The 24,240-nt window shown below is 51.8% G+C and carries 18 protein-coding genes; 11 read left to right on the plus strand and 7 right to left on the minus strand.

All coding sequences use genetic code 11. The annotated features are described in order from the left end of the window. Positions 1-28: 28 nt before the first annotated feature. From OH773_RS00665 to gntU, 5 genes are all read left to right on the plus strand, one after another. A complete protein-coding gene (locus tag OH773_RS00665; protein ID WP_270142107.1) occupies positions 29-1,066 on the plus strand; it encodes an oxidoreductase in 1,038 nt (345 codons plus the stop codon). 123 nt (positions 1,067-1,189) lie between these two features. Next, the gene (locus tag OH773_RS00670; protein ID WP_270142109.1) at positions 1,190-1,885 is read left to right on the plus strand and encodes a pirin family protein; all 696 of its coding nucleotides are present in this window, start codon (positions 1,190-1,192) and stop codon (positions 1,883-1,885) included. A gap of 94 nt (positions 1,886-1,979) precedes the next feature. Further along, complete coding sequence (gene gntR, locus OH773_RS00675; protein WP_183272171.1) at positions 1,980-2,975, plus strand: gluconate operon transcriptional repressor GntR; 996 nt, start codon at positions 1,980-1,982, stop codon at positions 2,973-2,975. Between the two features lie 184 nt (positions 2,976-3,159). Further along, positions 3,160-3,690, plus strand: a complete 531-nt coding sequence (gntK, locus tag OH773_RS00680; protein ID WP_270142112.1) for a gluconokinase — start codon at positions 3,160-3,162, stop codon at positions 3,688-3,690. Beyond that, positions 3,690-5,030, plus strand: coding sequence for a gluconate transporter (gene gntU, locus OH773_RS00685; RefSeq protein WP_270142117.1), 1,341 nt, complete (start codon positions 3,690-3,692; stop codon positions 5,028-5,030). Before gntK ends, gntU begins: the two co-directional genes overlap by 1 nt. Before the next feature lie 55 nt (positions 5,031-5,085). Here gntU and xylB read toward each other — a convergent pair whose 3' ends face one another. Together xylB and xylA are read right to left on the minus strand one after the other, a co-directional pair. Continuing rightward, positions 5,086-6,540: a xylulokinase gene (gene xylB, locus OH773_RS00690; protein WP_270142119.1), complete on the minus strand. Its 1,455-nt coding sequence runs from the start codon at positions 6,538-6,540 to the stop codon at positions 5,086-5,088. 70 nt (positions 6,541-6,610) lie between these two features. Further along, positions 6,611-7,933, minus strand: coding sequence for a xylose isomerase (gene xylA, locus OH773_RS00695; RefSeq protein WP_270142122.1), 1,323 nt, complete (start codon positions 7,931-7,933; stop codon positions 6,611-6,613). A 368-nt stretch (positions 7,934-8,301) separates the two neighbouring features. Between xylA and xylF the strand changes: the two genes are divergently transcribed. The 4 genes from xylF (at position 8,302) to xylR (ending at position 13,329) form a co-directional block, all read left to right on the plus strand. Then, a complete protein-coding gene (xylF, locus tag OH773_RS00700; RefSeq protein ID WP_270146017.1) occupies positions 8,302-9,294 on the plus strand; it encodes a D-xylose ABC transporter substrate-binding protein in 993 nt (330 codons plus the stop codon). Positions 9,295-9,355: 61 nt separating this feature from the next. Further along, entirely contained in the window at positions 9,356-10,897 is a 1,542-nt protein-coding gene (locus tag OH773_RS00705) for a xylose ABC transporter ATP-binding protein (RefSeq protein WP_270142124.1), read from the plus strand. Further along, the gene (gene xylH, locus OH773_RS00710) at positions 10,875-12,056 is read left to right on the plus strand and encodes a xylose ABC transporter permease XylH (RefSeq protein ID WP_270142126.1); all 1,182 of its coding nucleotides are present in this window, start codon (positions 10,875-10,877) and stop codon (positions 12,054-12,056) included. The genes OH773_RS00705 and xylH overlap by 23 nt, the downstream gene beginning before the upstream one ends. 94 nt (positions 12,057-12,150) lie before the next feature. Beyond that, positions 12,151-13,329, plus strand: a complete 1,179-nt coding sequence (gene xylR, locus OH773_RS00715) for a D-xylose utilization transcriptional activator XylR (RefSeq protein WP_270142128.1) — start codon at positions 12,151-12,153, stop codon at positions 13,327-13,329. A gap of 70 nt (positions 13,330-13,399) precedes the next feature. Here the strand turns inward: xylR and OH773_RS00720 are convergent, their stop codons facing one another. Next, a complete protein-coding gene (locus tag OH773_RS00720) occupies positions 13,400-14,233 on the minus strand; it encodes a protein bax (RefSeq protein WP_270142130.1) in 834 nt (277 codons plus the stop codon). Positions 14,234-14,547: 314 nt separating this feature from the next. Here OH773_RS00720 and OH773_RS00725 point away from each other — a divergent pair, with 314 nt between their 5' ends. Next, entirely contained in the window at positions 14,548-16,566 is a 2,019-nt protein-coding gene (locus tag OH773_RS00725) for an alpha-amylase (RefSeq protein ID WP_270142133.1), read from the plus strand. 230 nt (positions 16,567-16,796) lie between these two features. Further along, positions 16,797-18,050 (plus strand): valine--pyruvate transaminase, encoded by a 1,254-nt coding sequence (gene avtA / locus OH773_RS00730; protein ID WP_270142135.1) that lies wholly within the window; start codon positions 16,797-16,799, stop codon positions 18,048-18,050. A 40-nt stretch (positions 18,051-18,090) separates the two neighbouring features. Here the strand turns inward: avtA and OH773_RS00735 are convergent, their stop codons facing one another. The 4 genes from OH773_RS00735 to hydN all read right to left on the minus strand — a co-directional run bounded on the left by OH773_RS00735 (position 18,091) and on the right by hydN (position 24,198). Then, a complete protein-coding gene (locus tag OH773_RS00735) occupies positions 18,091-19,113 on the minus strand; it encodes a HoxN/HupN/NixA family nickel/cobalt transporter (protein WP_270146019.1) in 1,023 nt (340 codons plus the stop codon). 4 nt (positions 19,114-19,117) lie between these two features. Continuing rightward, on the minus strand, positions 19,118-21,334 hold the full coding sequence (gene hypF, locus OH773_RS00740) for a carbamoyltransferase HypF (RefSeq protein ID WP_270146021.1): 2,217 nt from the start codon (positions 21,332-21,334) through the stop codon (positions 19,118-19,120). Positions 21,335-21,467: 133 nt separating this feature from the next. Then, positions 21,468-23,618 carry a formate dehydrogenase subunit alpha gene (gene fdhF, locus OH773_RS00745; RefSeq protein ID WP_270142137.1) on the minus strand — a complete coding sequence of 717 codons (2,151 nt, stop codon included), beginning with the start codon at positions 23,616-23,618 and terminating at the stop codon, positions 21,468-21,470. Between the two features lie 34 nt (positions 23,619-23,652). Then, entirely contained in the window at positions 23,653-24,198 is a 546-nt protein-coding gene (hydN, locus tag OH773_RS00750) for an electron transport protein HydN (protein ID WP_183272365.1), read from the minus strand. Positions 24,199-24,240: the final 42 nt, after the last annotated feature.

The following is a 24,240-nucleotide window of genomic DNA, read 5'->3' on the forward strand; positions in this document are numbered from 1 at the left end:
TGCAATTCAAAGTCAAAAGGACGAAGCAATGACCCTACACTGCGCTTTTATTGGTTTTGGCAAAAGCACCACCCGCTATCACCTCCCTTACGTTTTGGTTCGTAAAGATAAAATTAACGTTGCGCATATTTTCCGCCGTCACGAAAAACCGGAAATCGAGCAGCAACCGCAATACAGCCACATTCATTTTACCAGCCAACTTGATGACATTTTGAACGACCCGCAGGTCAAACTGGTGGTGGTTTGTACCCATCAGGATAGCCATTTCGAATACGCGAAACGCGCGCTGGAAGCGGGCAAAAACGTGCTGGTGGAAAAACCCTTCACCCCGACACTTGCCGAAGCGAAAGAGCTGTATGAACTGGCTAAATCCAAAGGGCTGACCGTTACGCCGTATCAGAATCGCCGTTTTGACTCCTGCTTCCTGACGATGAAAAAAGCCATCGAAAGCGGCAAGTTGGGTGAGATTGTCGAAATCGAAAGCCACTTTGATATGTATCGCCCGGTTGCGGAAACCAAACCAGGCTTACCCGCTGATGGCGCATTTTATGGTCTTGGCGTGCACACCATGGACCAAATCATCTCGTTGTTTGGCCGCCCGGATCGCGTCGCTTACGATATTCGTAGCGTGCGCAATAAAGCCAATCCAGACGATACATTCGAAGCGCAGCTTTTCTACGGCGACCTGAAAGCCATCGTTAAAACGAGCCATCTGGTGAAAATCGATTACCCGAAATTCCAGGTTCACGGCACCAAAGGCTCGTATGTGAAATACGGTATCGACCAACAAGAAACCAGCCTGAAGGCGTATATCATGCCGGGCGAACCGGGTTTTGCGGCAGACAGCAGCGTCGGTGTGCTGGAATACGTCAATGACGCGGGCGAAACCGTGCGCGAAGAGATAAAACCGGAGCAGGGTGACTACGGGCGTGTGTACGACGCGCTGTATGAAACCATTGTTCATGGGAAACCTAATTACGTCAGAGAAATTGAAGCTCTGACCAACCTCGAGATCCTCGAACGCGGCTTTGAACAGCCTTCGCCTTCTGTCGTGACCCTCGCGTAGCCCTCATCAGACGCCTCATACTCGTTCACTTTTTTTGAACAGAGGCGTCAATTTTCACCCTCTATGATCATTTCCGATTCGGGTCCACACTTAGCCCATCAAACGAATTGCGGAGAAATGAAGATGATCTACTTAAGAAAAGCTGAAGAACGTGGTCACGCGAATCATGGTTGGTTGGACAGCTGGCATACCTTCTCATTTGCCAACTATTACGATGCCAATTTCATGGGTTTCTCGGCGTTACGTGTGATTAACGAAGATGTGGTGGAAGCGGGTGAAGGTTTTGGTACTCACCCACACAAAGACATGGAAATCCTGACCTATGTGCTGGAAGGTGCGGTGGCGCATCGGGACAGCATGGGTAACGAAGAAAAAGTTCCAGCGGGCGAATTCCAGATTATGAGCGCCGGTACCGGGATTACTCATTCCGAGTACAACCCAAGTAAAACCGAGCGTCTGCGTTTGTACCAAATCTGGATCATGCCGGAAAAAACAGGCATCACGCCGCGTTACGATCAGCGCCGTTTTGATGCGCCGCAGGGCCGCCAACTGGTGCTTTCGCCGGATGCGCGTGACGGTTCGTTGAAAGTGAACCAGGATATGGAATTGTCCCGTTGGGCTCTGGCAAAAGACGAACAGTCTGTTTATCAGATCCCGGCAGACCGCCGCATCTGGATTCAGGTCGTGAAAGGCGATGTGTCTATCAATGGCACTCAGGCGAAAACCAGCGATGCCATCGCTGTGTGGGATGAACAAGCGATTTCTATTCATGCCAACGAAGCCAGTGAAGTTCTGTTGTTTGATTTGCCGCCAGTCTAATCGTTACCCGTCACATCCTTCTCCTTTTAAGGGGAAGGATGTGCCTTGTCCGTGCTAAACTTTGCTGTCGATAGCTAACTCCCACAGCAAAATAATGAAAAAGAAAAGACCGGTATTACAGGACGTTGCAGATCGCGTTGGCATAACCAAAATGACGGTCAGTCGCTTTTTACGTAACCCTGATCAGGTTTCTGCCGCGTTACAGGTGAAAATTGCCGCAGCCCTTGATGAACTTGGCTATATTCCAAACCGCGCACCTGACATCCTTTCAAACTCAACAAGCCGCGCAATCGGCGTGTTATTGCCCTCGCTGACCAACCAGGTTTTTGCTGAAGTGCTGCGAGGCATTGAAAACGTGATTGATGCTTACGGCTATCAGACCATGCTCGCGCACTACGGTTATAAACCGGAGTTAGAAGAAGAGCGTCTGGAGTCGATGCTTTCCTGGAATATCGACGGTCTGATCCTCACCGAACGCACGCATACGCCGCGCACTTTGAAAATGATCGAAGTGGCGGGTATTCCCGTCGTGGAATTGATGGACAGCATTTCCCCTTGTCTCGATATCGCCGTAGGGTTTGATAACTTCGAAGCGGCACGTCAGATGACAGCGGCGATTATTGCTCGCGGTCACCACCACGTCGCTTATCTTGGCGCTCGTCTGGATGAGCGTACCGTCATCAAGAAAAAAGGGTACGAGCAAGCGATGCATGACGCGGGCCTTGTGCCATACAGTGTGATGGTCGAACAATCTTCTTCTTATTCCACCGGTATCGAATTGTTCCGCCAGGCGCGTCGTGAATATCCGCAGCTCGACAGTATCTTCTGTACGAACGATGACTTAGCCATCGGTGCGGCATTTGAATGCCAACGCCAGGGTCTGAGTATTCCAAAAGATATGGCGATTGCTGGTTTCCACGGTCACGATATTGGCCAGGTCATGGAACCGCGTCTTGCCAGCGTGTTAACGCCGCGTGAACGTATGGGTCGCATTGGTGCTGAGCGATTGCTGGCGAGAATTCGTGGCGAAACGGTCACGCCGCAGATGTTAGATTTAGGCTTTACGTTGTCGCCTGGTGGCTCAATTTAACGCCGCGCCGTCAAGTTGCAGGCACATCGGCTGCAACTCAGATTATTTGCGCCATATTTTTTGATTTAGTTCACACTTATTCACTTTTTAAGTGAATGGTTATTGCTAATTGCGAATGCTCTCCTGACAATGTTACCGATAACAGTTACCCGTAACAATCTACTGCGCCAGTCGGAGCTACGCTATGAGTACTACCAACCATGACCACCACATTTACGTCCTGATGGGCGTCTCTGGCAGCGGTAAATCTGCTGTTGCTAGTGAAGTTGCACACCAACTCAACGCGGCATTCCTTGACGGTGACTTCCTGCATCCACGTTGCAACATCATGAAAATGGCGTCCGGTGAGCCACTCAACGATGAAGATCGCAAGCCGTGGCTGCAAGCATTAAACGATGCGGCTTTCGCCATGCAGCGCACCAACAAAGTCTCGCTGATCGTTTGCTCTGCGCTGAAAAAAGTCTATCGCGACCAATTACGCGACGGTAATCCAAATCTCTCCTTCATCTACATGAAAGGCGATTTCGAGGTGATTGAAAACCGCCTGAAAGCGCGTAAAGGTCACTTCTTCAAAACGCAAATGCTGGTGACTCAGTTTGAAACGTTGCAAGAACCTCAGTCTGATGAAGCTGATGTGATGGTGGTGGATATCGACCAACCTCTTGAAGGTGTCGTGGCCAGCACTATTGATGTGATTAATAAAGGCCGGGTGTAGTGAGTACATTAACGCTTGTTTTAACAGCAGTTGGCTCTGTTTTACTGCTGTTATTTTTAGTGATGAAGGCGCGGATGCACGCCTTCGTTGCTTTGATGGTGGTTTCCATTGGTGCAGGGATATTTTCCGGGATGCCGCTCGATAAAATCGCGGCAACCATGGAAAAAGGGATGGGCGGGACGCTTGGCTTCCTGGCTATCGTGGTCGCGCTCGGCGCGATGTTTGGCAAGATCCTTCATGAAACCGGCGCGGTAGACCAGATTGCGGTCAAAATGCTGAAGTCTTTCGGCCACAGTCGCGCTCACTATGCGATTGGCCTGGCAGGCCTGATTTGTGCGCTGCCGTTGTTCTTCGAAGTCGCGATTGTGCTGCTTATTAGCGTGGCCTTTTCTATGGCGCGCCACACCGGCACTAATCTCGTTAAACTGGTTATTCCTCTGTTTGCAGGCGTTGCAGCGGCGGCGGCATTTCTGCTGCCTGGGCCTGCGCCTATGCTGCTGGCCTCCCAGATGCACGCCGATTTTGGCTGGATGATCCTGCTGGGCCTGTGTGCTGCAATTCCGAGCATGATTATTGCGGGGCCGCTATTTGGTAACTTCATCAGCAAATACGTCGAGCTGCACATTCCTGACGACATCACCGAGCCGCATCTGGGCGAAGGCAAGTTGCCATCGTTCGGTTTCAGTCTTTCGCTGATCCTACTGCCGCTGGTGTTGGTCGGTATGAAAACCATCGCTGCGCGCTTCGTCGAGCAGGGCTCCACGCTGTACGAATGGCTTGAATTTATCGGCCACCCGTTCACTGCGATTCTGGTTGCCTGCCTGGTGGCGATTTACGGTCTGGCGTATCGCCAGGGGATGGCGAAAGAGAAGGTAATGGAAATCTGTGGCCACGCGCTGCAACCGGCGGGCATCATCCTGCTGGTTATCGGCGCGGGTGGCGTATTCAAACAAGTGCTGGTGGATTCAGGTGTTGGCCCGGCATTGGGCGAAGCGCTGACAGGCCTGGGCTTGCCAATTGCGTTGACCTGCTTCGTGCTGGCGGCTGCGGTGCGTATCATTCAGGGTTCTGCAACCGTTGCCTGTCTGACCGCCGTTGGCCTGGTGATGCCTGTCATCGAACAGCTTAACTACAGCGGCGCACAAATGGCCGCATTGTCGATCTGTATCGCAGGCGGTTCTATCGTTGTGAGTCACGTCAATGACGCGGGTTTCTGGCTTTTCGGTAAGTTTACCGGTGCCACTGAGGGGCAAACCCTGAAAACCTGGACCATGATGGAAACCATCCTCGGGACTACCGGTGCGGTAGTCGGGATGATTGCTTTCTCGCTACTGTCGTAATACGTAGATAGCTCTGGCGAAGCGCCAGGGCTATCCATTCAACGCTAAACAATCCTCACGACATCAGTGGCAACAACTGCTGATAAATCTGGTTAAACACTTTACGACGCGTTTTGTAATGCTCATGTCGTGCCACGTCAGGTTTATGCTGTTGCTCAAGCGGTAGCTGCGGTAACAACGCCTGCAGTGGCTTATCCGGCGACATCGCAATTTGCGCCAGGCGAGCCGCACCAAGAGCTGGGCCGACATCTCCTCCGGTACGATAATCCAGCGTTTGCCCACTGATATCTGCCAGCATTTGCCGCCAGTACGGGCTACGCGCGCCGCCGCCAATCAGTGTGACACTTTGTGGCGTGACGCCGCAGGAATGCACGACATCCATCCCATCAGCTAATGCATAACCCACGCCCTCAAGCACGGCGCGAGCCAGTTCTGCTGGCCCATGCTGATGCGTCAGGCCGAAGAAAACGCCTTTTGCCTGGGGATTGTTGTGCGGAGTGCGCTCGCCAGACAGATACGGAAGGAACCAGATATCTCCTGCATCTTGATTCGCGCTTTCGGCGGCAGCCAGCAATGCCGGAACGTTACTCAGACCCGTTAATTGAGCTGCCCAATCGAGACACGATGCGGCGCTAAGCATCACCGACATCAGATGCCAGCGATGGGGTAAAGCATGGCAGAAGCTGTGAACGGCACTTTCTGGTTTACTGCGAAAACCATCACTGACCGCGAAGTAAACGCCTGAAGTGCCGAGCGATAACATCGCTTGTCCAATATCCATCATGCCGACACCGACGGCACCCGCAGCATTATCGCCACCGCCAGCAACGACTTGCACCGCAGGCATATTCCACGCCTGAGCGACATCAGCTTTCAACGTGCCGGTAATTTCACTGCCCTCGAATAAATCAGGCATATGCTTGCGGCTCAGCTGGCATGCATCGAGCATGCTGTCGCTCCAGTCTCGCTTCGCGACATCCAGCCACATAGTACCTGCGGCATCTGACATATCGCTGGCAAAAACGCCGGTCATGCGCAGTCGCAAATAATCCTTCGGCAGCAGGACCTTATCTATTTTCGAAAATACGTCAGGCTCATGGCGTTTCACCCAAAGCAATTTGGGCGCGGTGAATCCCGGCATCATCAGGTTGCCCGTGATTTCGCGTGAGCCAGGCACGCTTGCTTCCAGCAAGGTGCACTCTTCTCCACAGCGGCCGTCGTTCCACAAAATCGCCGGGCGCAGTACGTTCTGCTGGCTATCGAGCAGTGTTGCACCGTGCATCTGTCCAGCAATCCCCAGCGCTTTCACATCTTTAAGAGAGTGCTGCTCGCCGAGGGCTTTCATTGCCCGGTCTGTTGCTTGCCACCAGTGCTCAGGATCTTGCTCCGACCATAACGGATGCGGACGGGACACCGTCAGCGTTTCAGTCTTTGAAGCCAATACCTGGCCTTGCTCTCCAAGCAAAATCACCTTCACACCCGATGTTCCGAGATCGATTCCGATGTACATAGTGGCCGTTCCTTATGACCGCGCTACGTAAACCGTAGCGCGGGAAGTCGTGAAAAATCGAACAGTAAACTTACTTATCAAACAGGTAGTGATTAACCAGGTTTTCCAGTAATTCCTGGCGACCGCTCTGATGCTGCGGATTCAGGTTATGCTGTTCAGCGTACTGTGCAATCTGTGAAAGTGACATTTGGCCTTTCAGAATTTGCTGACCCAGTTCACCATTCCAACCGGCATAACGCTTCGCAACGCGCTTATCCAGTTCACCATCCTCAATCATGCGAGCGGCAATTTTCAGCGACAGCGCCATCACATCCATCGCACCAATATGACCATGGAACAGGTCGTACTTATCGGTGCTTTGACGACGTACTTTGGCGTCAAAGTTCAGGCCACCCGTGGTGAAACCACCTGCTTTCAGAATTTCGTACATCACCAGTGAGTTTTCTTCCACGCTGTTCGGGAACTGGTCTGTATCCCAACCCAGTTGTGGATCGCCACGGTTAGCATCGACGGAGCCGAAGATGCCCAACGCAATTGCGCTGGCGATTTCATGATGGAAAGAGTGCCCTGCAAGTGTCGCGTGGTTCGCTTCAATATTAACTTTTATCTCTTTTTCCAGGCCGAACTGCTTCAGGAAGCCGTAGACCGTTGCAACATCGTAATCGTACTGATGCTTGGTAGGTTCTTGTGGTTTAGGTTCGATGAGCAATGTGCCGCGGAAACCAATTTTGTGTTTGTGCTCAACCACCATCTGTAAGAAGCGGCCAATTTGCTCACGCTCCTGACGTAAATCGGTATTGAGCAGTGATTCGTAGCCTTCACGCCCGCCCCACAGCACATAGTTTTCGCCGCCCAATTGATGAGTCGCATTCATCGCGGTAACGACTTGCGTTGCGGCCCAGGAGAAGACTTCCGGGTCTGGGCTGGTGGCCGCGCCTGCACCATAACGAGGATTGGTAAAGCAGTTGGCAGTACCCCACAGCAATTTCACGCCGCTTTCCTGCTGCTTTTGCGCCAGCACTTCGGTCATTTGGGCGAAATTGTTCAAGTACTCTTTCAGTGATGCCCCTTCTGGTGAGACATCCACATCATGGAAGCAGTAATACGGAACATTCAGTTTGTGGAAGAATTCGAAGGCAACATCCGCTTTGAGTTTTGCCAGGCCTAATGCGTCGCCAGCTTGCTGCCACGGGCGTTCGAAAGAACCGGCACCAAACATATCTGCACCATTCCAGCAGAAGTTATGCCAGTAACAAGCAGCAAAGCGCAGGTGTTCTTCCATACGTTTACCCAGCACGATTTCATCCGGGTTGTAGTGGCGAAACGCCAACGGGTTAGCGGTTTTAGGGCCTTCAAAACGTACGCGTTCAAGTTGGTCGAAATAGGTCTGCATAATTGACTCCGTATTCTTAGGGGACGGCAAGTAAGCGCTTCTGTAACCATCCTGTATTTTCCACGGACGTTGCTCAATTACGTTATTTCACACTGTGATTAAGAGAATGCTCAAATGTGCGCTGTCTCGCAAAAATACCTGGATAAATATTTCGAGTGTTATTCCAGTAAATAGCGCAACAAATAAATTTGTTAAATTAAAACTCGATCGCCATCATAAATTAGCAATTAAACCAAAAAACGTAACGAGAAGATAAAAATCTATAATTGCTGGAATGGCATTCACGGACAACAATTCCATTCGGTCAACAGATGTTAATAATTTTTAATCCGATTTATTCCACCCTACACAGGTATAAAAAAATGAGAATGAAGATTAAGAACCTCTTACTAACGTTGTGTGCCTCAATCGTTCTAACCAGCACCTGCAGCATCGCAAAAGAAGTTAAGATCGGCATGGCGATCGATGATTTACGCCTCGAGCGCTGGCAGAAAGACCGCGATATCTTTGTTAAAAAAGCCGAATCTTTGGGGGCAAAAGTCTTTGTTCAGTCGGCTAATGGCAACGAAGAAACGCAAATGTCGCAAATAGAAAACATGATCAACCGTGGCGTAGATGTGCTTGTTATTATTCCTTATAACGGCCAGGTGTTGAGTAACGTCATCGCGGAAGCCAAAAGAGAGGGGATAAAAGTATTAGCTTATGACCGCATGATTAATAATGCCGATATTGATTATTATATTTCCTTTGATAATGAAAAAGTCGGTGAACTCCAGGCTCAAAGTATTGTTAATAAAGTCCCTTCTGGTAATTATTTTTTGATGGGCGGTTCGCCAGTTGATAATAATGCCAAGTTATTCCGCGAAGGGCAGATGAAAGTATTAAAACCTTATATTGATAGTGGGAAAATAAAAGTCGTCGGCGACCAATGGGCTGATGGATGGTTGCCTGAGAACGCATTGAAAATTATGGAGAATGCGCTGACGGCGAATAACAATAAAATTGATGCCGTTGTGGCGTCAAACGATGCTACGGCAGGTGGGGCAATCCAGGCGCTAAGTGCTCAAGGGCTGGCGGGTAAAGTGGCGATTTCCGGCCAGGATGCGGATTTAGCCGGTGTGAAACGTATCATTGCCGGTACGCAAACCATGACGGTTTATAAGCCCATCACCAAGCTTGCGAATACAGCCGCTGAAATTGCCGTGGAATTAGGTGAAGGCAAGCAACCCGCTTCCGATGCCACTCTTAATAACGGCGTTAAAGATGTCCCTTCACGCCTTCTGACACCAATCGAAGTCGACAAAGCCAATATCGACAGCACCGTTGTGGCTGACGGTTTCCACAAAAAGAACGAGCTATAGCCCCTGCGCCCGTGCTTTGTCACGGGCGATACCCACCCTTAAAACAGGTAAAGGAGTGGTTATGCCTTGTTTACTGGAAATGAAAAATATCACCAAAACCTTCGGCGTTGTGAAGGCGGTCGATAATGTCAGTCTGTCAGTGGATTCCGGTGAAGTGATGTCGCTTTGTGGCGAGAACGGTTCCGGCAAATCCACACTGATGAAAGTACTGTGTGGCATTTATCCCTTCGGCAGCTACGAGGGTGAGATTTGGTTTGCCGGAGAAAAGCTTCAGGCGAGCCATATCCGTGATACTGAGCGCAAAGGTATTGCGATCATTCACCAGGAGCTGGCGCTGGTTAAGCATTTGACTGTTCTGGAGAATATTTTCCTCGGCGCAGAGATGTCGCGCGGCGGCGTGCTGGACTACGACAGCATGACGCTCAGAAGCCAAAAATTGCTCGCGCAGGTGAGTTTAAATATTTCTCCGGATACGCGCGTGGGGTCGCTTGGGCTGGGTCAGCAACAGCTGGTAGAGATTGCCAAGGCATTGAATAAACAAGTGCGTTTGCTCATTCTGGATGAACCTACCGCCTCGTTAACCGAGCAAGAAACGGCAGTGCTGTTGGGGATTATTCGTGACCTGCAAGCGCACGGCATCGCCTGTGTTTATATCTCCCATAAACTCAATGAAGTTAAAGCGATTTCCGACACCATCTGCGTCATCCGCGACGGCCAACATATCGGCACCCGTGATGCGGCACTGCTTCGTGAAGAAGACATCATCACCATGATGGTGGGGCGCGAGCTTACGGCGCTTTACCCCAATGAGCCGCACCAGACTGGCGATGAAATTCTGCGTGTTGAACATCTTACCGCCTGGCATCCGGTAAACCGGCAAATTAAACGGGTGAACGACATTTCGTTTTCACTGCATAAAGGCGAAATTCTGGGCATTGCCGGGCTTGTTGGCGCAGGGCGAACCGAAGCGGTTCAATGCTTATTTGGTGTCTGGCCCGGCAAATCTGAAGGCCGCATTTTCATCGATAACAAACAGGTCACTATTGGTAGCTGCCAGCAAGCCATTGCGCATGGTATTGCGATGGTGCCTGAAGATCGAAAAAAAGATGGCATCGTGCCGGTGATGGCGGTGGGGCAAAACATCACACTTGCCGCATTGAGCCAATTTTCAGGCGCGTTAACTCATCTGGATGATGCCGCAGAACTTAACTGCATTCTGCAGTCCATTCAGCGGCTCAAAGTTAAAACGTCGTCGCCGGAGCTTGCGATTGGCCGCCTGAGCGGGGGGAATCAACAAAAAGCGATTCTGGCGCGCTGTTTGTTGCTCAATCCCCGCATCCTGATTCTGGATGAACCCACGCGCGGCATTGATATCGGCGCGAAATATGAAATCTACAAACTTATCAACCAACTGGTGCAACAAGGCATTGCGGTCATCGTTATCTCATCAGAATTACCAGAAGTGCTGGGTCTGAGCGACCGAGTGTTGGTGATGCATGAAGGGCGCATCAAAGCTGACCTGGTGAATAACAATTTGACCCAGGAGCAAGTCATGGAAGCCGCACTGAGGAGTGAAAAGCATGTCGAAAACCAACCCGTCTGAACTGAAACTCACGGCACCTACGGCTTCACCATTAGCGGGGTTGCGGGCGCTTAACCTCCAGGTTTTTGTCATGATTGCCGCGATTGTGGTGATTATGCTCTTCTTCACCTGGACTACCGAAGGCGCTTACCTCAGTGCCAGAAACGTATCTAACCTGCTGCGCCAGACGGCGATCACGGGGATCCTGGCCGTTGGGATGGTGTTCGTCATTATCTCGGCAGAAATTGACCTTTCCGTTGGATCGATGATGGGCTTGTTGGGTGGTGTGGCGGCGATTTTCGATGTCTGGTTAGGATGGCCGCTACCGCTGACCATCGTTGTGACGCTGGCCCTGGGGCTGGTTCTGGGAGCGTGGAATGGTTGGTGGGTGGCTTATCGTAAAGTCCCTTCATTTATTGTCACCCTCGCCGGAATGCTGGCGTTTCGCGGCGTATTGATCGGTATTACTAACGGCACCACCGTTTCGCCTACCAGCGCCGATATGTCACAAATCGGTCAAAGTTATCTGCCGGACGGCCTTGGCTTTGGTATCGGTACATTAGGGCTGGTCATTTTTGTTGCCTGGCAATGGCGAATGCGTATCCGCCGCCAGGCACTAGGGCTGGCAACATCGGCATCAACAGGCGTTGTCGGGCGCCAGGCAGTGACTGCGGTGATCGTGTTAGGTGCAATCTGGTTGCTCAATGATTATCGCGGTGTGCCAACACCAGTACTGCTGCTGACGTTACTACTGTTGGCGGGAATGTTTATGGCGACCCGCACCGCATTTGGTCGGCGTATTTATGCGATTGGCGGCAATATCGAAGCTGCGCGACTGTCTGGTATTAATGTAGAGCGTACCAAATTGGCCGTCTTTGCCATCAATGGGCTCATGGTTGCGATTGCCGGGTTGATTCTAAGCTCACGTTTGGGAGCTGGCTCCCCGTCAGCCGGGAACATTGCTGAACTTGATGCTATCGCGGCATGTGTGATTGGCGGTACGAGTCTTGCGGGTGGTGTAGGGAGTGTTGCGGGCGCCGTGATGGGGGCGTTTATCATGGCTTCTCTGGATAACGGAATGAGCATGATGGACGTTCCCACGTTCTGGCAGTACATCGTCAAAGGGGCGATTTTGCTGCTGGCGGTGTGGATGGATTCGGCAACCAAACGCAGAGCGTAGAGTGTGCAAATGATCACAGTGCCGGGGGAAGATTGCCCGGCATTTTTGCAATTATGGTATTGCACATACGGGCTTTTTTCAGGAATAAGAAAACATGTTTGAGAAACGTCATCGCATTACGTTGTTATTCAATGCCAATAAAGCCTACGACCGCCAGGTGGTGGAAGGGGTCGGCGAATATTTGCAGGCGTCTCAATCTGAGTGGGACATTTTTATCGAAGAAGATTTCCGCGCGCGCATCGATAACATCAAAGAGTGTTTAGGCGATGGCGTGATTGCAGATTTCGATGATGCAGAAATTCAGCGTTTATTAGAAGGAGCCGACGTGCCTATTGTCGGCGTCGGAGGTTCTTATCACCGGCCTGAACACTATCCGCCTGTGCATTACATTGCGACGGATAACCGCGCGTTAGTGGAAAGTGCGTTTTTGCATCTCAAGGAGAAGGGCGTTCAGCGTTTCGCTTTCTACGGTTTACCTAATTCCAGCGGAAAGCGTTGGGCGATGGAGCGCGAATATGCGTTTAACCAACTGGTGGCGAAAGAAAAATATCGTGGTGTGGTTTATCAGGGGATAGAAACCGCGCCAGAAAACTGGCAGCACGCGCAAAATCGCCTTGCTGATTGGGTGCAAACGCTGCCTCCACAGACCGGGATTATTGCGGTGACAGATGCGCGTGCGCGCCATCTGCTACAAGTCTGTGAACATCTGCATATTCCGGTGCCGGAAAAGCTGTGTGTGATTGGCATTGATAACGAAGAACTGACGCGCTATTTGTCGCGAGTGGCCCTTTCATCCGTGGCGCAGGGCACCCGGCAAATGGGGTATCAGGCTGCCAAATTATTGCATCGCCTGCTGGATAACGAGCCGCTCGCCTTACAGCGAGTTCTGGTTCCGCCGGTGCGCGTGGTCGAGCGTCGCTCAACGGATTATCGTTCTTTGCACGACCCGGCAGTGATTCAGGCTATGCATTACATCCGCAATCACGCCTGCAAAGGGATAAAAGTCGAACAGGTGCTGGATGCGGTGGGGATCTCACGTTCCAACCTGGAGAAGCGTTTTAAAGAGGAAGTGGGGGAGACAATCCACGCGATGATTCACGCCGAAAAGCTTGAAAAAGCGCGCAGTCTGCTGGTTTCTACCTCGTTGTCGATCAATGAAATATCGCAGATGTGCGGTTATCCGTCGCTGCAATATTTCTATTCTGTATTCAAGAAAGAGTATGACGCGACCCCGAAAGAACACCGCGAGCGTTACAGCGAAATATTAGTGTAGGTATTAAAAAAAACGCCTTCGATATGAAGGCGTGAATTATTACTTATTATTAACAATTTATTTTAATTAATTAGTTCGGTGTCATAAAACGCTGATTGGTTTGGTACATCGCAAATAGGTAGTTGTTATAGCTATTACCCTTTGTGGAATACCCTTTCAGCTTATGAATCATGTTGCTGGCCGTTACTTCTTGATCCGCTTTACGCAATTGAGCGCGCGACTTACGGAAAGATTTATAGGCCGGGTGCGTATTCAAATTTGTTACGTAAGAGTTAACGCCTTCTTTAACAGAATCGTAATGCAAATAGCCTTTAACTTTACCAGGCTCGCTGTTGCAATGGCGCTTACTGCACTTCATACCAAACAAGTTGTTATTACTACGCGCAAGTTTAGACGTACCCCAGCCGCTTTCGGCTGCGGCCATCGTTGCCACCATATTGGTAGGAATGATGTCCACTTTTTCCATCAGCTGATTCCACGGCACGCGTTTAGTATTACCATTCCACGCAATTTTATAGCGCTTGGTAATATCTTTCATACGCGTACGCTCTGACGGTGACCAGTGTTTCTCATACTGCTTAGAAACCAACCAGTTACGATCAGCCGTGATCGCTGCATTTTGACTAGTAATATATGGCATGACCGTCCGGAGAAACGCTTTTTTTCTAGGTGTTCCGGAAGGGTATTTTCGCAAATCAGGGAGCGATGCAATTTCACTATTGCGAGAATACTCTTTCTTACTACTTGCCAGTTTCTTACTTTGTGTATTCGTGCTTTTTTTCGCAGTTAATTGGGCTTTATGCGATTTTGGCTCATGTGTACTTGCTAATACCCCAGTTGAAAAACTGAAGGTCAGTAACATAAGTATCGCAGCCCCAAATCGTCGGATTGGGGTTGATATCATTAGATCTCCTGGTCGGATCGTTACGTTTCTAGTGCCTTATTCGTGAAGGATTTCGAACAAAGTGAACGCAGATACTAACAAAAATAGACCTCCCGAGCACCAAAAGAAATAATCCTATTCTGAAATGATGTCACGTGCGAACTTCTTCTAAAGGCAAAAAGTGTCATATTTTGCGATGGTTATCGCATATTTTACTGAATTGATAACGCCATCACTCACCCTGATATCTCCTCCCCAACTATCCATTTTTGGGATGAACTCTACGATTAAAAACAGTGCCACACTGAATAAAAGAACATCGCGAGCTTAACCCTATGAATAAATTACCTCTCTTGATTTTTCTGCTTCCAGGACTTGTGCAAGCTGCGTGGACAGCCCCTGGAATTCCGGCGTTCAAAGAGCAAACTCCCGGCGTGTTTGTCAGTGAGGCAACGCTTGCGAAAGGGACGCTCCCGCTGAGTCTGAAACTCGACCAGGCCTGTTGGCAGCCCGCGGAATCCATCAAGCTCAATCAGGCACTTTCGTTAAAGCTATGCGAGGGAGAGGCACCCGTCTGGCGCTTATTTCGTGAAGGACAATATCGGGTGCAGATCGACACTCGCAGCGGTACTCCCACGCTGAGCCTGAGTGTTAAAAGCGAACCACAAGCCGCTCCGGTTGATGTGACCCGGCAATGCCCAAAATGGGATGGCAAAGCGTTAACCGTGGATGTCAGTAAAACTTTCGCTGAAGGCAGCGAAGTACGCGATTTTTACAGTGGGGCGACGGCTACGGTCAAACAGGGCCAGATTACCCTGATGCCTGCGGCGAACAGCAACGGTCTGTTGCTGCTGGAATCTGCCAGCACTCAACAGCCCGCACCGTTTAGCTGGCACAATGCCACGGTCTATTTTGTGCTGACTGACCGTTTTGAAAATGGCAACCCGAAAAACGACAACAGCTATGGTCGTCACAAAGATGGTCAGCAGGAAATTGGCACGTTTCACGGTGGAGACCTGGCCGGATTAACCCAGAAGCTCGATTATCTCCAGCGATTGGGCGTTAACGCATTATGGATAAGCTCGCCGCTGGAACAAATTCATGGCTGGGTGGGCGGTGGAACGAAAGGGGACTTCCCGCACTACGCCTACCACGGTTACTACACCATGGACTGGACAAAACTCGACGCCAACATGGGCACTGAGGATGAGTTGCGCACGCTTGTGGATGAAGCCCACAAACGGGGTATCCGTATTTTGTTCGATATCGTCATGAACCACACCGGCTACGCAACACTTGCTGATATGCAGGAATATCAGTTCGGTGCGTTGTATCTCAAGGGGGATGAACTGACAAAAACGCTTGGCAAACACTGGACTGACTGGAAGCCTGGCCCTGGCCAAAGCTGGCATTCCTTCAATGATTACATCAATTTCGGTGACAGCTCGGCCTGGCAAAACTGGTGGGGGAAAAACTGGGTCCGCACCGATATTGGCAACTACGACAGCCCGGGTTTTGATGACTTAACGATGTCGCTCGCCTTCTTGCCTGACTTAAAAACCGAATCCACCCAACCCGCGGGTTTACCGATCTTTTATCGTCATAAACCCGACACCCACGCCAAAGGTATTGCGGGTTATACCGTGCGTGATTACCTGACTCACTGGCTTAGCCAATGGGTGCGCGATTACGGCATTGATGGTTTCCGCGTAGATACGGCAAAACACGTTGAGAAAGCAGGTTGGCAGCAGTTGAAAGATCAGTCTGTGGCTGCCCTTGCCGAATGGAAAAAAGCCAATCCAGACAAGAAGCTGGATGACGCAGCATTCTGGATGACCGGAGAATCCTGGGGCCACGGCGTGATGAAAAGCGATTACTACAACAGCGGCTTTGACGCGATGATCAATTTTGATTATCAGGAGCAGGCGGCAAAAGCGGTTGATTGTTTGGCGGATATGGATCTCACCTGGCAGCAAATGGCGACTAAGTTGCAGGATTTTAATGTTCTTAGCTACCTTTCTTCGCACGATACGCGATTGTTCCGTGAAGGGGGGCAGCGTGCTGCGGAACTGCTGTTGTTGGCACCGGGCGCGGTGCAGATTTTCTACGGGGATGAGACGGAACGTCCGTTTGGCACAACCGGTTCCGACCCGCTGCAAGGCACGCGTTCCGATATGAACTGGGGGCAAAATCTGGCAACTCTCTCGCATTGGCAGAAAATCAGCCAGTTCCGTGCCCGCCATCCGGCCATTGGCGCGGGCAAACAAAACACACTGAATATGAAAGAGGGCTATGGTTTTAGCCGTGAATCCGCAGATGACAAAGCGATGGTGGTGTGGGCAGGGAATCCTTGATTGCCCTCATCCCGGTCTTCTCCCGCAGGAGAAGGGGAAGGTCAAAACATCTCGATCATATTCCCTCTCCTGGGGGAGAGGGTTAGGGGGAGGGCGAGGCAATATTCTGTGCTGCCCAGGCCGCAATAAGCAGCATATTGCCGATAAGAGGCTATCCTTAATGCGTTTGCACCGCGTCTTTTACGGCGTTATGGTTAGCCTCTTTTGATGGTCAAAGACAGATCTACGTTATGACGTTTTCACTTTTCGGCGACAAATTTACCCGCCATGCAGGCATTACACGCCTGATGGAGGACCTCAACGACGGCCTGCGCACACCAGGTGCTATCATGCTCGGTGGCGGTAATCCTGCGCAAATTCCTGCGATGAATGACTATTTCCAGGATCTGCTGGCGGACATGCTGGCAAACGGGAAAATGACCGATGCGCTATGCAATTACGATGGTCCGCAGGGGAAAAGTGAGTTACTTGACGCGCTTGCGGATATGCTGCGCACAGAATTAGGTTGGGATATCTCACCACAGAATATTGCACTGACAAATGGCAGTCAGAGTGCATTTTTCTACTTATTTAATTTGTTTGCGGGTCGTTATGCCGATGGCAGCACTAAAAAGGTGTTGTTCCCATTGGCGCCGGAATATATCGGCTATGCGGATTCCGGCCTCGAAGAAGACCTGTTTGTCTCGACGCGTCCCAACATCGAACTGCTGCCGGAAGGCCAGTTTAAATATCACGTAGACTTTGAACATCTGCGCATCGGCCCGGATACCGGGATGATTTGCGTCTCGCGCCCGACCAACCCGACGGGCAACGTGATTACCGATGAAGAGCTGATTAAACTCGATGCGCTGGCCAACCAGCACGGTATTCCACTGGTGATTGATAACGCTTATGGCGTTCCATTCCCGGGGATTATTTTCAGCGAAGCTCGCCCGCTGTGGAATCCAAACATCATCTTGTGTATGAGCCTGTCCAAACTGGGTTTACCGGGTAGCCGATGCGGAATCATTATTGCCGATGACAAAATCATCTCAGCTATCAGCAATATGAATGGCATCATCAGCCTGGCACCGGGTGGCGTTGGCCCAGCGATGGCGTGCGAGATGATTAAGCGTAACGATTTGCTGCGCTTGTCTGAAACGGTAATCAAACCGTTTTATTACCAGCGAGTTCAGGACACGATAGCGATCATTCGCCGATATTTATCGCCTGAACGCTGCCTGATCCACAAACCCGAGGGGGCAATTTTCCTGTGGCTGTGGTTCAAAGACCTGCCAATCTCTACCGAATTGCTCTATCAGCGCCTGAAAAAGCGCGGCGTTTTGATGGTGCCGGGCGACTACTTCTTCCCAGGCCTTGATAAACCGTGGCCGCACACGCATCAATGTATGCGCATGAACTATGTGCCGGAGCCGGATAAAATCGAGGCGGGTGTGAAGATCCTTGCCGAAGAAATTGAACGCGCGTGGGCTGAAGCGAAGTAAAAATTTAAAAGCCTTCTCCGTATGGAGAAGGCTTTATAAGTTAGCGAACCACCAGAGAGTCGTACCCTTTCCAGCGATAATTCACCATCGACACAATCCAGCAGATAATAAACAGCCCAACTACGATAAAGCCCGCATTGCCGAGGTTTTCATTCAGCGCATCAACCCATTTCCACACGCCGTTATGCAGGTCGAACTTATCTGCCAGCAATCCTAATGCTTCCATGCCGCCGATAAACAGGGCGACGACCACGGAGGTACCAGTGATGGTCATATTGTAATAAAGCTTGCGTTGCGGCTTGTTGAACGCCCAACCGTAAGCGCCAACCATAATCATATTGTCGAGCGTATCAATCAGCGCCATCCCGCTGGCAAACAGCGCCGGGAACACCAGAATTGACCACATCGACATACCGCTCGATGCGCTGGCGGCAGAAATACCCAGGATGCCAATTTCTGTTGCCGTATCAAACCCTAAACCAAACAAAAAGCCCACCAGATACATGTGCCAGCTTTTGTTAATCAGCTTAAACGTGGAGCGGAACAGCCAGCTCATTACGCCGCCACCGGTGAAATCGGTCGCCTCGGCAGAAAGCGGTTCGCCACGCTTGAGTTGACGGAAATTGCGCCACACGCCGTGCAGAATCACCAGGTTAACCAACGCCATCGCCAGTAAGAAGCAGGCTGACACCGCGGTACCAATCACACCGCCGACGTCATGAAACCACTCCATATCGTTCTGGAATGCAGCGGCAGTGGCGGCAATCGCAACAGAGGCCAACACCACGATGCTGGAATGGCCGAGCGAAAACCAGGCGCCAATGCCAAATGGGCGTTTCCCTTGCTGCATCATTTTGCGCGTCACGTTATCAATTGCTGCGATGTGATCGGCATCGACTGCATGCCGCAATCCATAGCACCAGGCCAGCAGACTTGCGGCCATCAAGGCGGTGCTGTGGTGAAACGAAACCAGCGCCCAGGCCCAGGACGCAAGGTTGGCGGCAACTAACACTGCCAACAAAACGGCTGCGCGCGGGTTGTCACGAAGAATACGCAAGAACATCATTTTATCCTTGTGAAGGAAGGGATATGCGGGCGGCGGCAACCAGGGCCTGACCCAATGCAAGAGCACCGTCACCGGCGGGTAACAGTGTCGGGAAGAGCAGATTGAAATCTGCGAGATGATGCGCAAAACGTTCGCGCATCAGCGTGTTATGCAGTACGCCACCGCTGAACACGAGGGTATTAATCGACAACCGGCGCGCGTGGCTGCGGGCCAAATCAGCAAAGCCTTTTGCCAGCGCATCATGGAATGCCCAGGCGCGAGCAGGCGCACAGTCGTGCCAGTTCATCCATTGCTGCCAGAATGTCGCCATATCAAGTTTGCCTTCAACAAGCGGCAGGGTGACAGGATGGAGACAGGCACCGCTAAGTGACGCCAGTGCTTCAAAGCGGCAAGCGGCTTCCCCTTCATAGCTTTGTTGCAGCGGTGCACAGTTAAGCGCGGCCGCGGCGGCATCGAATAAACGGCCTGCAGAAGAGGCGGCTGGTGAGTTAATTCCACGGGCAATCGCCGTTGCCAGTAGCGGCCAGTTTTGTTCGCGCACAATGGCAGTTTCTGGGTATTGTTGCCAGTCCGGCAAAAAAGTCAGGCAATGGGCGAGCAGGTTGCGCCACGGCTGACGAGCCGCGAGATCTCCCCCAGGCAGAGCCACTGCGGGTAACCCCCCTAAGTGTTCACATTCCTGATAATTCACACGCAGGCATTCGCCACCCCATAACTGGTCGTTCTCGCCATAACCAATTCCATCCAGCGTTAGCGCAATCACATCGTCGCCGTCGAGCGGCCAAAGGTGTTCGGCAAGGCAAGCCACAGCATGCGCGTGATGATGTAAAACAGAGCTTACGGGCAAATCCATTTCACGCCCAATACGGGCGCTGTGGTAGCCTGGGTGGGCATCTATCACGATATGTTCTGGCGTAAAATCATAAGCTTCACACATCAGCGTGCGCGCTTTATGCCATTGCTGTTCCACGCCATCTTCAGAGAGATCGCCCAGATGTTGGCTGAGCACCGCCTGGTTGCCGCGCAGCAAACAGAAGGTATTTTTCAGATCCGCGCCCAACGCCAGAATCGGCGGCAGTGCGGCAAAACCAGGCGGCAGCGGCAGGGCATCTGGCACAAATCCGCGGGCACGACGCAGCATTTCACCATTGGCACGCACCACGGAGTCATCCATACGCTGCACGATGTCGCGATTGTGCAGTAGCCATCCGTCGGCAATGTCGGCTAATTCTTCGCGCGCTTGTTGATTGGTAATGGCTGGCGGTTTGCCATTTAAATTGCCAGATGTCATCACCAATGGTGCGCCGAAGCCCTGCATCAAAAGGTGTTGCAGTGGATTGGCGGGCAGCATGACGCCGACCTCAAACAGATGCGGAGCGATAAACTCGCTTAAGTCGGGTAAATTCGACTTCGCCATTAAGACAATCGGTGCTGCTGGAGTATTGAGCTGTGCGACGACATCCGCAGGCAATCCGCCTGAATCTGGCAGCATCACCGCCAGCGGTTTTGTCGGGCGATGTTTACGGCGGCGCAAACGGGAGACGGCGGCATCGTTACGGGCATCTACCGCCAGATGGAATCCGCCCAGCCCTTTTATCGCCACGATTTTCCCGGCTTTTAACGCCGTTACGGCAGCCTTAAGGGCATCGTCGTGCTCGAGTTTTTGCTCGCCATGCCATTCAATGTGCGGCCCGCAATCCTGGCAGGCGACGGGTTGCGCATGAAAGCGCCTGTCCATCGGGTTGCGATACTCTTTCTCGCACGCAGGACACAGCGGGAACGCCGCCATGACCGTGTTTGGCCGGTCATACGGCATAGCGTTAATAATCGTGAAGCGTGGGCCGCAGTGGGTGCAATTGATAAACGGATAGCGATAACGGCGATCGTTTGGATCGTTGAGTTCGCGCAGGCAATCCGGGCACGTTGCGGCGTCAGGGACAATTTGCGTGTCCATCGAACTGCTGTCGCTGTGGCGAATGGTGAAATCCTGCGGCAGGGTTTCCCACTGCATGGCGGATTGTTCCACGCTGTCAATACGCGCCAGCGGTGGGCAATGGGCGTGAAGCTGAGTCATAAACGCATCAGCGGCAGATGTCAGGCGTACTAATACTCCCGCGCTGTCATTACAGACGTCGCCTGTGAGTGTGAGTTGTTGCGCCAGTTGCCAGACGAAAGGCCGAAAACCCACGCCCTGGACTTTGCCGCGAATGCGTAGCATCACGCCGTTAAGATTCACTGATATTCCTGTTCGGTTTTAACACCCTCATCCCAGCCTTCTCCCTGAGGGAGAAGGAGACATTCTTTTCTCCCTCTCCAGGGGGAGAGGGGCGGGGTGAGGGCGAGGGTGGTTCCTAAACTTCTACAGCACTGCGCAAACGCGCTTTCATATCGCTATAGGTGGTCTGCGCATAGTTCTCGGCCCATTGCTGGTCAGCAATCTGGCTGATATTCACCGCGCAATACTTGGTTTCCGGTGTTTTGGAAATCGGGTCAAGGTTGTCCTGAGTCAGTTCATTACAGGCACCAATCCACCATTGGTAAGTCATGTACACCGAACCAAGATTGATGCGCTCATTCACTTCGGCACGGCTGATGACTTTGCCGCGACGCGAACTGACCCACACCAGTTGCTTGTCTTTGATATTGAGTAACTCGGCATCCGTCGGGTTGATTTGCACAAATCCAGGCTCATCGGCGAGTGTTTGCAGCGCCGCACAGTTGCCCGTCATCGAGCGGCAGGAGTAGTGTCCGACCTCACGAACGGTACACAGCACCAGCGGATAATCCGCGTCCGGCACTTCGGCAGGTGCGCGCCACTCGGCGGCAAAAAGTTGGCCTTTACCGTTTGGCGTATCGAACTTGCTGTCTTTGTAGAGATACGGCGTACCTGGGTGATCCAACGTCGGACATGGCCACTGCACATGGCCCATCTCGCCCATTTTCTCGTAGGTCACGCCATAGAACAGCGGGCAGAGCTCGCGCAGTTCGTCCCAGATTTGCTGGTTGTTGTCGTAGTGCATTGGGTAGCCCATCTCTGTTGCCAGCAGGCTGATAATTTCCCAGTCACGTTTGACGTTATATTTCGCATCAATCGCTTTCTCAAAACGCTGGAAGCCACGGTCGGCACAGGTAAACACGCCGCCATGTTCGCCCCAGGAAGTGGCTGGCAAAATAACGTCGGCCACTTCGGCGGTTTTGGTCATGAAGATATCTTGCACCACCACAAAATCGAGCGCTTCAAAGCCTTTGCGCACCAGGCCGAGATCGGCTTCAGTCTGCAAAGGGTCTTCGCCCATGATGTAGTAGGCTTTCATCTCGCCTTCGATAGCCATATGCGGTACTTCAGTGATACGCACGCCGACTTTGTCGTCCATATCAGCAGCGTTAATGCCCCAGGCTTTGGCGAATTTCGCACGCACTTCCGGGTCAACCACATCCTGATAGCCAGGGAACTGGTTTGGCAGCACGCCCATATCACACGCGCCCTGCACGTTGTTTTGCCCACGAACCGGGCCAACGCCGACGTTTTCGCGACCGAGATTTCCCGTCAACAGTGCAAGACTTGATAAGCCTTTTACCACGTCAACCGCCTGGCCAAACTGCGTGACGCCCATGCCCCACATGATGGTGGCGGAAGGCGCGGCAGCAAACGTGCGCATCGCCTGGCGAACCATGTGTGCCGGAACACCTGTCAGGTGCTCAACGTCTTCTGGCGCGTAACCTTTGACGACCTCACGGTAGGCATCTAAGCCGTCGGTGTATTTCGCCACATACTCTTTATCGTAGAGATTCTCTTCGAGCAGCACGTAACCAAAGGCATTCACCAGCGCCATGTTGCAGCCATTTTTCAGCTGCAAATGTTGGTCGGCGATGCGTGCGGTTTCGATGCGACGCGGATCGCACACAATGATTTTCGCGCCATTTTCTTTCGCTTTAATCACCCGACGCGCCACAATCGGATGCGAATCGGCACAGTTATAACCAAACACCAACAGGCACTTAGAGTGTTCGATATCGCCGATGGAGTTGCTCATCGCGCCATTTCCCAGCGTCACCTGCAAACCTGCAACCGACGGCCCGTGGCAAACACGCGCACAGCAGTCAACGTTGTTGGTATGCAACACGCCACGTGCAAACTTCTGCATCACATAGTTGGTTTCGTTACCTGTTCCGCGTGACGAACCCGTCGTCATAATCGAGCGCGGGCCATGCTGCTCTTTAATCGCTTTCAGGCGCTTCGCGGTATAGCTGATGGCTTCATCCCAGCTGACTGGCTGGAGTTTCCCGCCTTTTTCGTAACGAATCATTGGCTGCGTTAAACGCGGTGTGAGCAGTTTGGTATCGTTGAGAAAATCCCAGCCGTAATAGCCTTTCAGGCAGAGTTCATTCTGGTTTGTGACACCATCAGCCGCTTCAGCACGGATAATTTTGTTTTTCTCAACAACCAATTTCAATTTGCAGCCTGCGCCACAGTAAGGGCAGACGCTGGTAATTTTTTTCATCAGTAACAGACCTGTTAAAAGTGAAGTACGTAAATTAGAAAATCAGAGATGAAGTGGCATCAAACGCGGCACGGCGGCGTTTTTCAGCACTCATTTGCTCAAGCTTGTTGCGGTCAACGCAGATAATGGCGTTGGTTGGGCAGGCTTCCATACAGGCCGGGCCTTCTGCGCGGGTGTGGCAAAGATCGCACTTATTCGCTTCGGCTTTTTCGGCCATCACGTTAAGACCTGCGCCGCTGTTGCGCACGACGGGGCGAACGACCACTTCCATCGCGCCATACGGGCAGGCAACCACACAGGTTTTGCAGCCGATGCAACGTTCTTGCATCACATTCACAAACCCATGTTCGCGGCTGATAGCACCGTTCGGACAGACGTTAGCGCAAGGTGCGTCTTCGCACTGACGGCACATCGTTGCGGTAGAAACATTCACGCCTTTAATCACGTGAATACGTGGCAGGAAAGTTTGCGGAGTTAATGCCGCGCAATCCTGCGCTTCCTGATGGGACACGACACAGGCCACTTCGCAAGTGCGACAGCCAATACATTTGCTCGAATCTGCAATGATGAAGCGGTTCATCATAAGCTCCTGGGGAGAGTGTTTTTATAAGTCGGCGATAGA

The organism is Buttiauxella sp. WJP83, from assembly GCF_027594725.1.
GTDB lineage: Bacteria > Pseudomonadota > Gammaproteobacteria > Enterobacterales > Enterobacteriaceae > Buttiauxella > Buttiauxella selenatireducens.

Excerpts from the sequence above, each read along its gene's own strand:
- OH773_RS00735 (WP_270146019.1), bottom strand. The coding sequence starts at position 19,113 with ATGTTCTTGCGTATTCTTCGTGACAACCCGCGCGCAGCCGTTTTGTTG.
- OH773_RS00665 (WP_270142107.1), top strand. The coding sequence starts at position 29 with ATGACCCTACACTGCGCTTTTATTGGTTTTGGCAAAAGCACCACCCGC.
- xylH (WP_270142126.1), top strand. The coding sequence starts at position 10,875 with ATGTCGAAAACCAACCCGTCTGAACTGAAACTCACGGCACCTACGGCT.
- gntR (WP_183272171.1), top strand. The coding sequence starts at position 1,980 with ATGAAAAAGAAAAGACCGGTATTACAGGACGTTGCAGATCGCGTTGGC.
- gntK (WP_270142112.1), top strand. The coding sequence starts at position 3,160 with ATGAGTACTACCAACCATGACCACCACATTTACGTCCTGATGGGCGTC.
- avtA (WP_270142135.1), top strand. The coding sequence starts at position 16,797 with ATGACGTTTTCACTTTTCGGCGACAAATTTACCCGCCATGCAGGCATT.
- xylB (WP_270142119.1), bottom strand. The coding sequence starts at position 6,540 with ATGTACATCGGAATCGATCTCGGAACATCGGGTGTGAAGGTGATTTTG.
- OH773_RS00670 (WP_270142109.1), top strand. The coding sequence starts at position 1,190 with ATGATCTACTTAAGAAAAGCTGAAGAACGTGGTCACGCGAATCATGGT.
- xylA (WP_270142122.1), bottom strand. The coding sequence starts at position 7,933 with ATGCAGACCTATTTCGACCAACTTGAACGCGTACGTTTTGAAGGCCCT.
- hydN (WP_183272365.1), bottom strand. The coding sequence starts at position 24,198 with ATGAACCGCTTCATCATTGCAGATTCGAGCAAATGTATTGGCTGTCGC.
- OH773_RS00705 (WP_270142124.1), top strand. The coding sequence starts at position 9,356 with ATGCCTTGTTTACTGGAAATGAAAAATATCACCAAAACCTTCGGCGTT.
- hypF (WP_270146021.1), bottom strand. The coding sequence starts at position 21,334 with ATGCTACGCATTCGCGGCAAAGTCCAGGGCGTGGGTTTTCGGCCTTTC.
- OH773_RS00725 (WP_270142133.1), top strand. The coding sequence starts at position 14,548 with ATGAATAAATTACCTCTCTTGATTTTTCTGCTTCCAGGACTTGTGCAA.
- xylF (WP_270146017.1), top strand. The coding sequence starts at position 8,302 with ATGAAGATTAAGAACCTCTTACTAACGTTGTGTGCCTCAATCGTTCTA.
- xylR (WP_270142128.1), top strand. The coding sequence starts at position 12,151 with ATGTTTGAGAAACGTCATCGCATTACGTTGTTATTCAATGCCAATAAA.
- fdhF (WP_270142137.1), bottom strand. The coding sequence starts at position 23,618 with ATGAAAAAAATTACCAGCGTCTGCCCTTACTGTGGCGCAGGCTGCAAA.
- OH773_RS00720 (WP_270142130.1), bottom strand. The coding sequence starts at position 14,233 with ATGATATCAACCCCAATCCGACGATTTGGGGCTGCGATACTTATGTTA.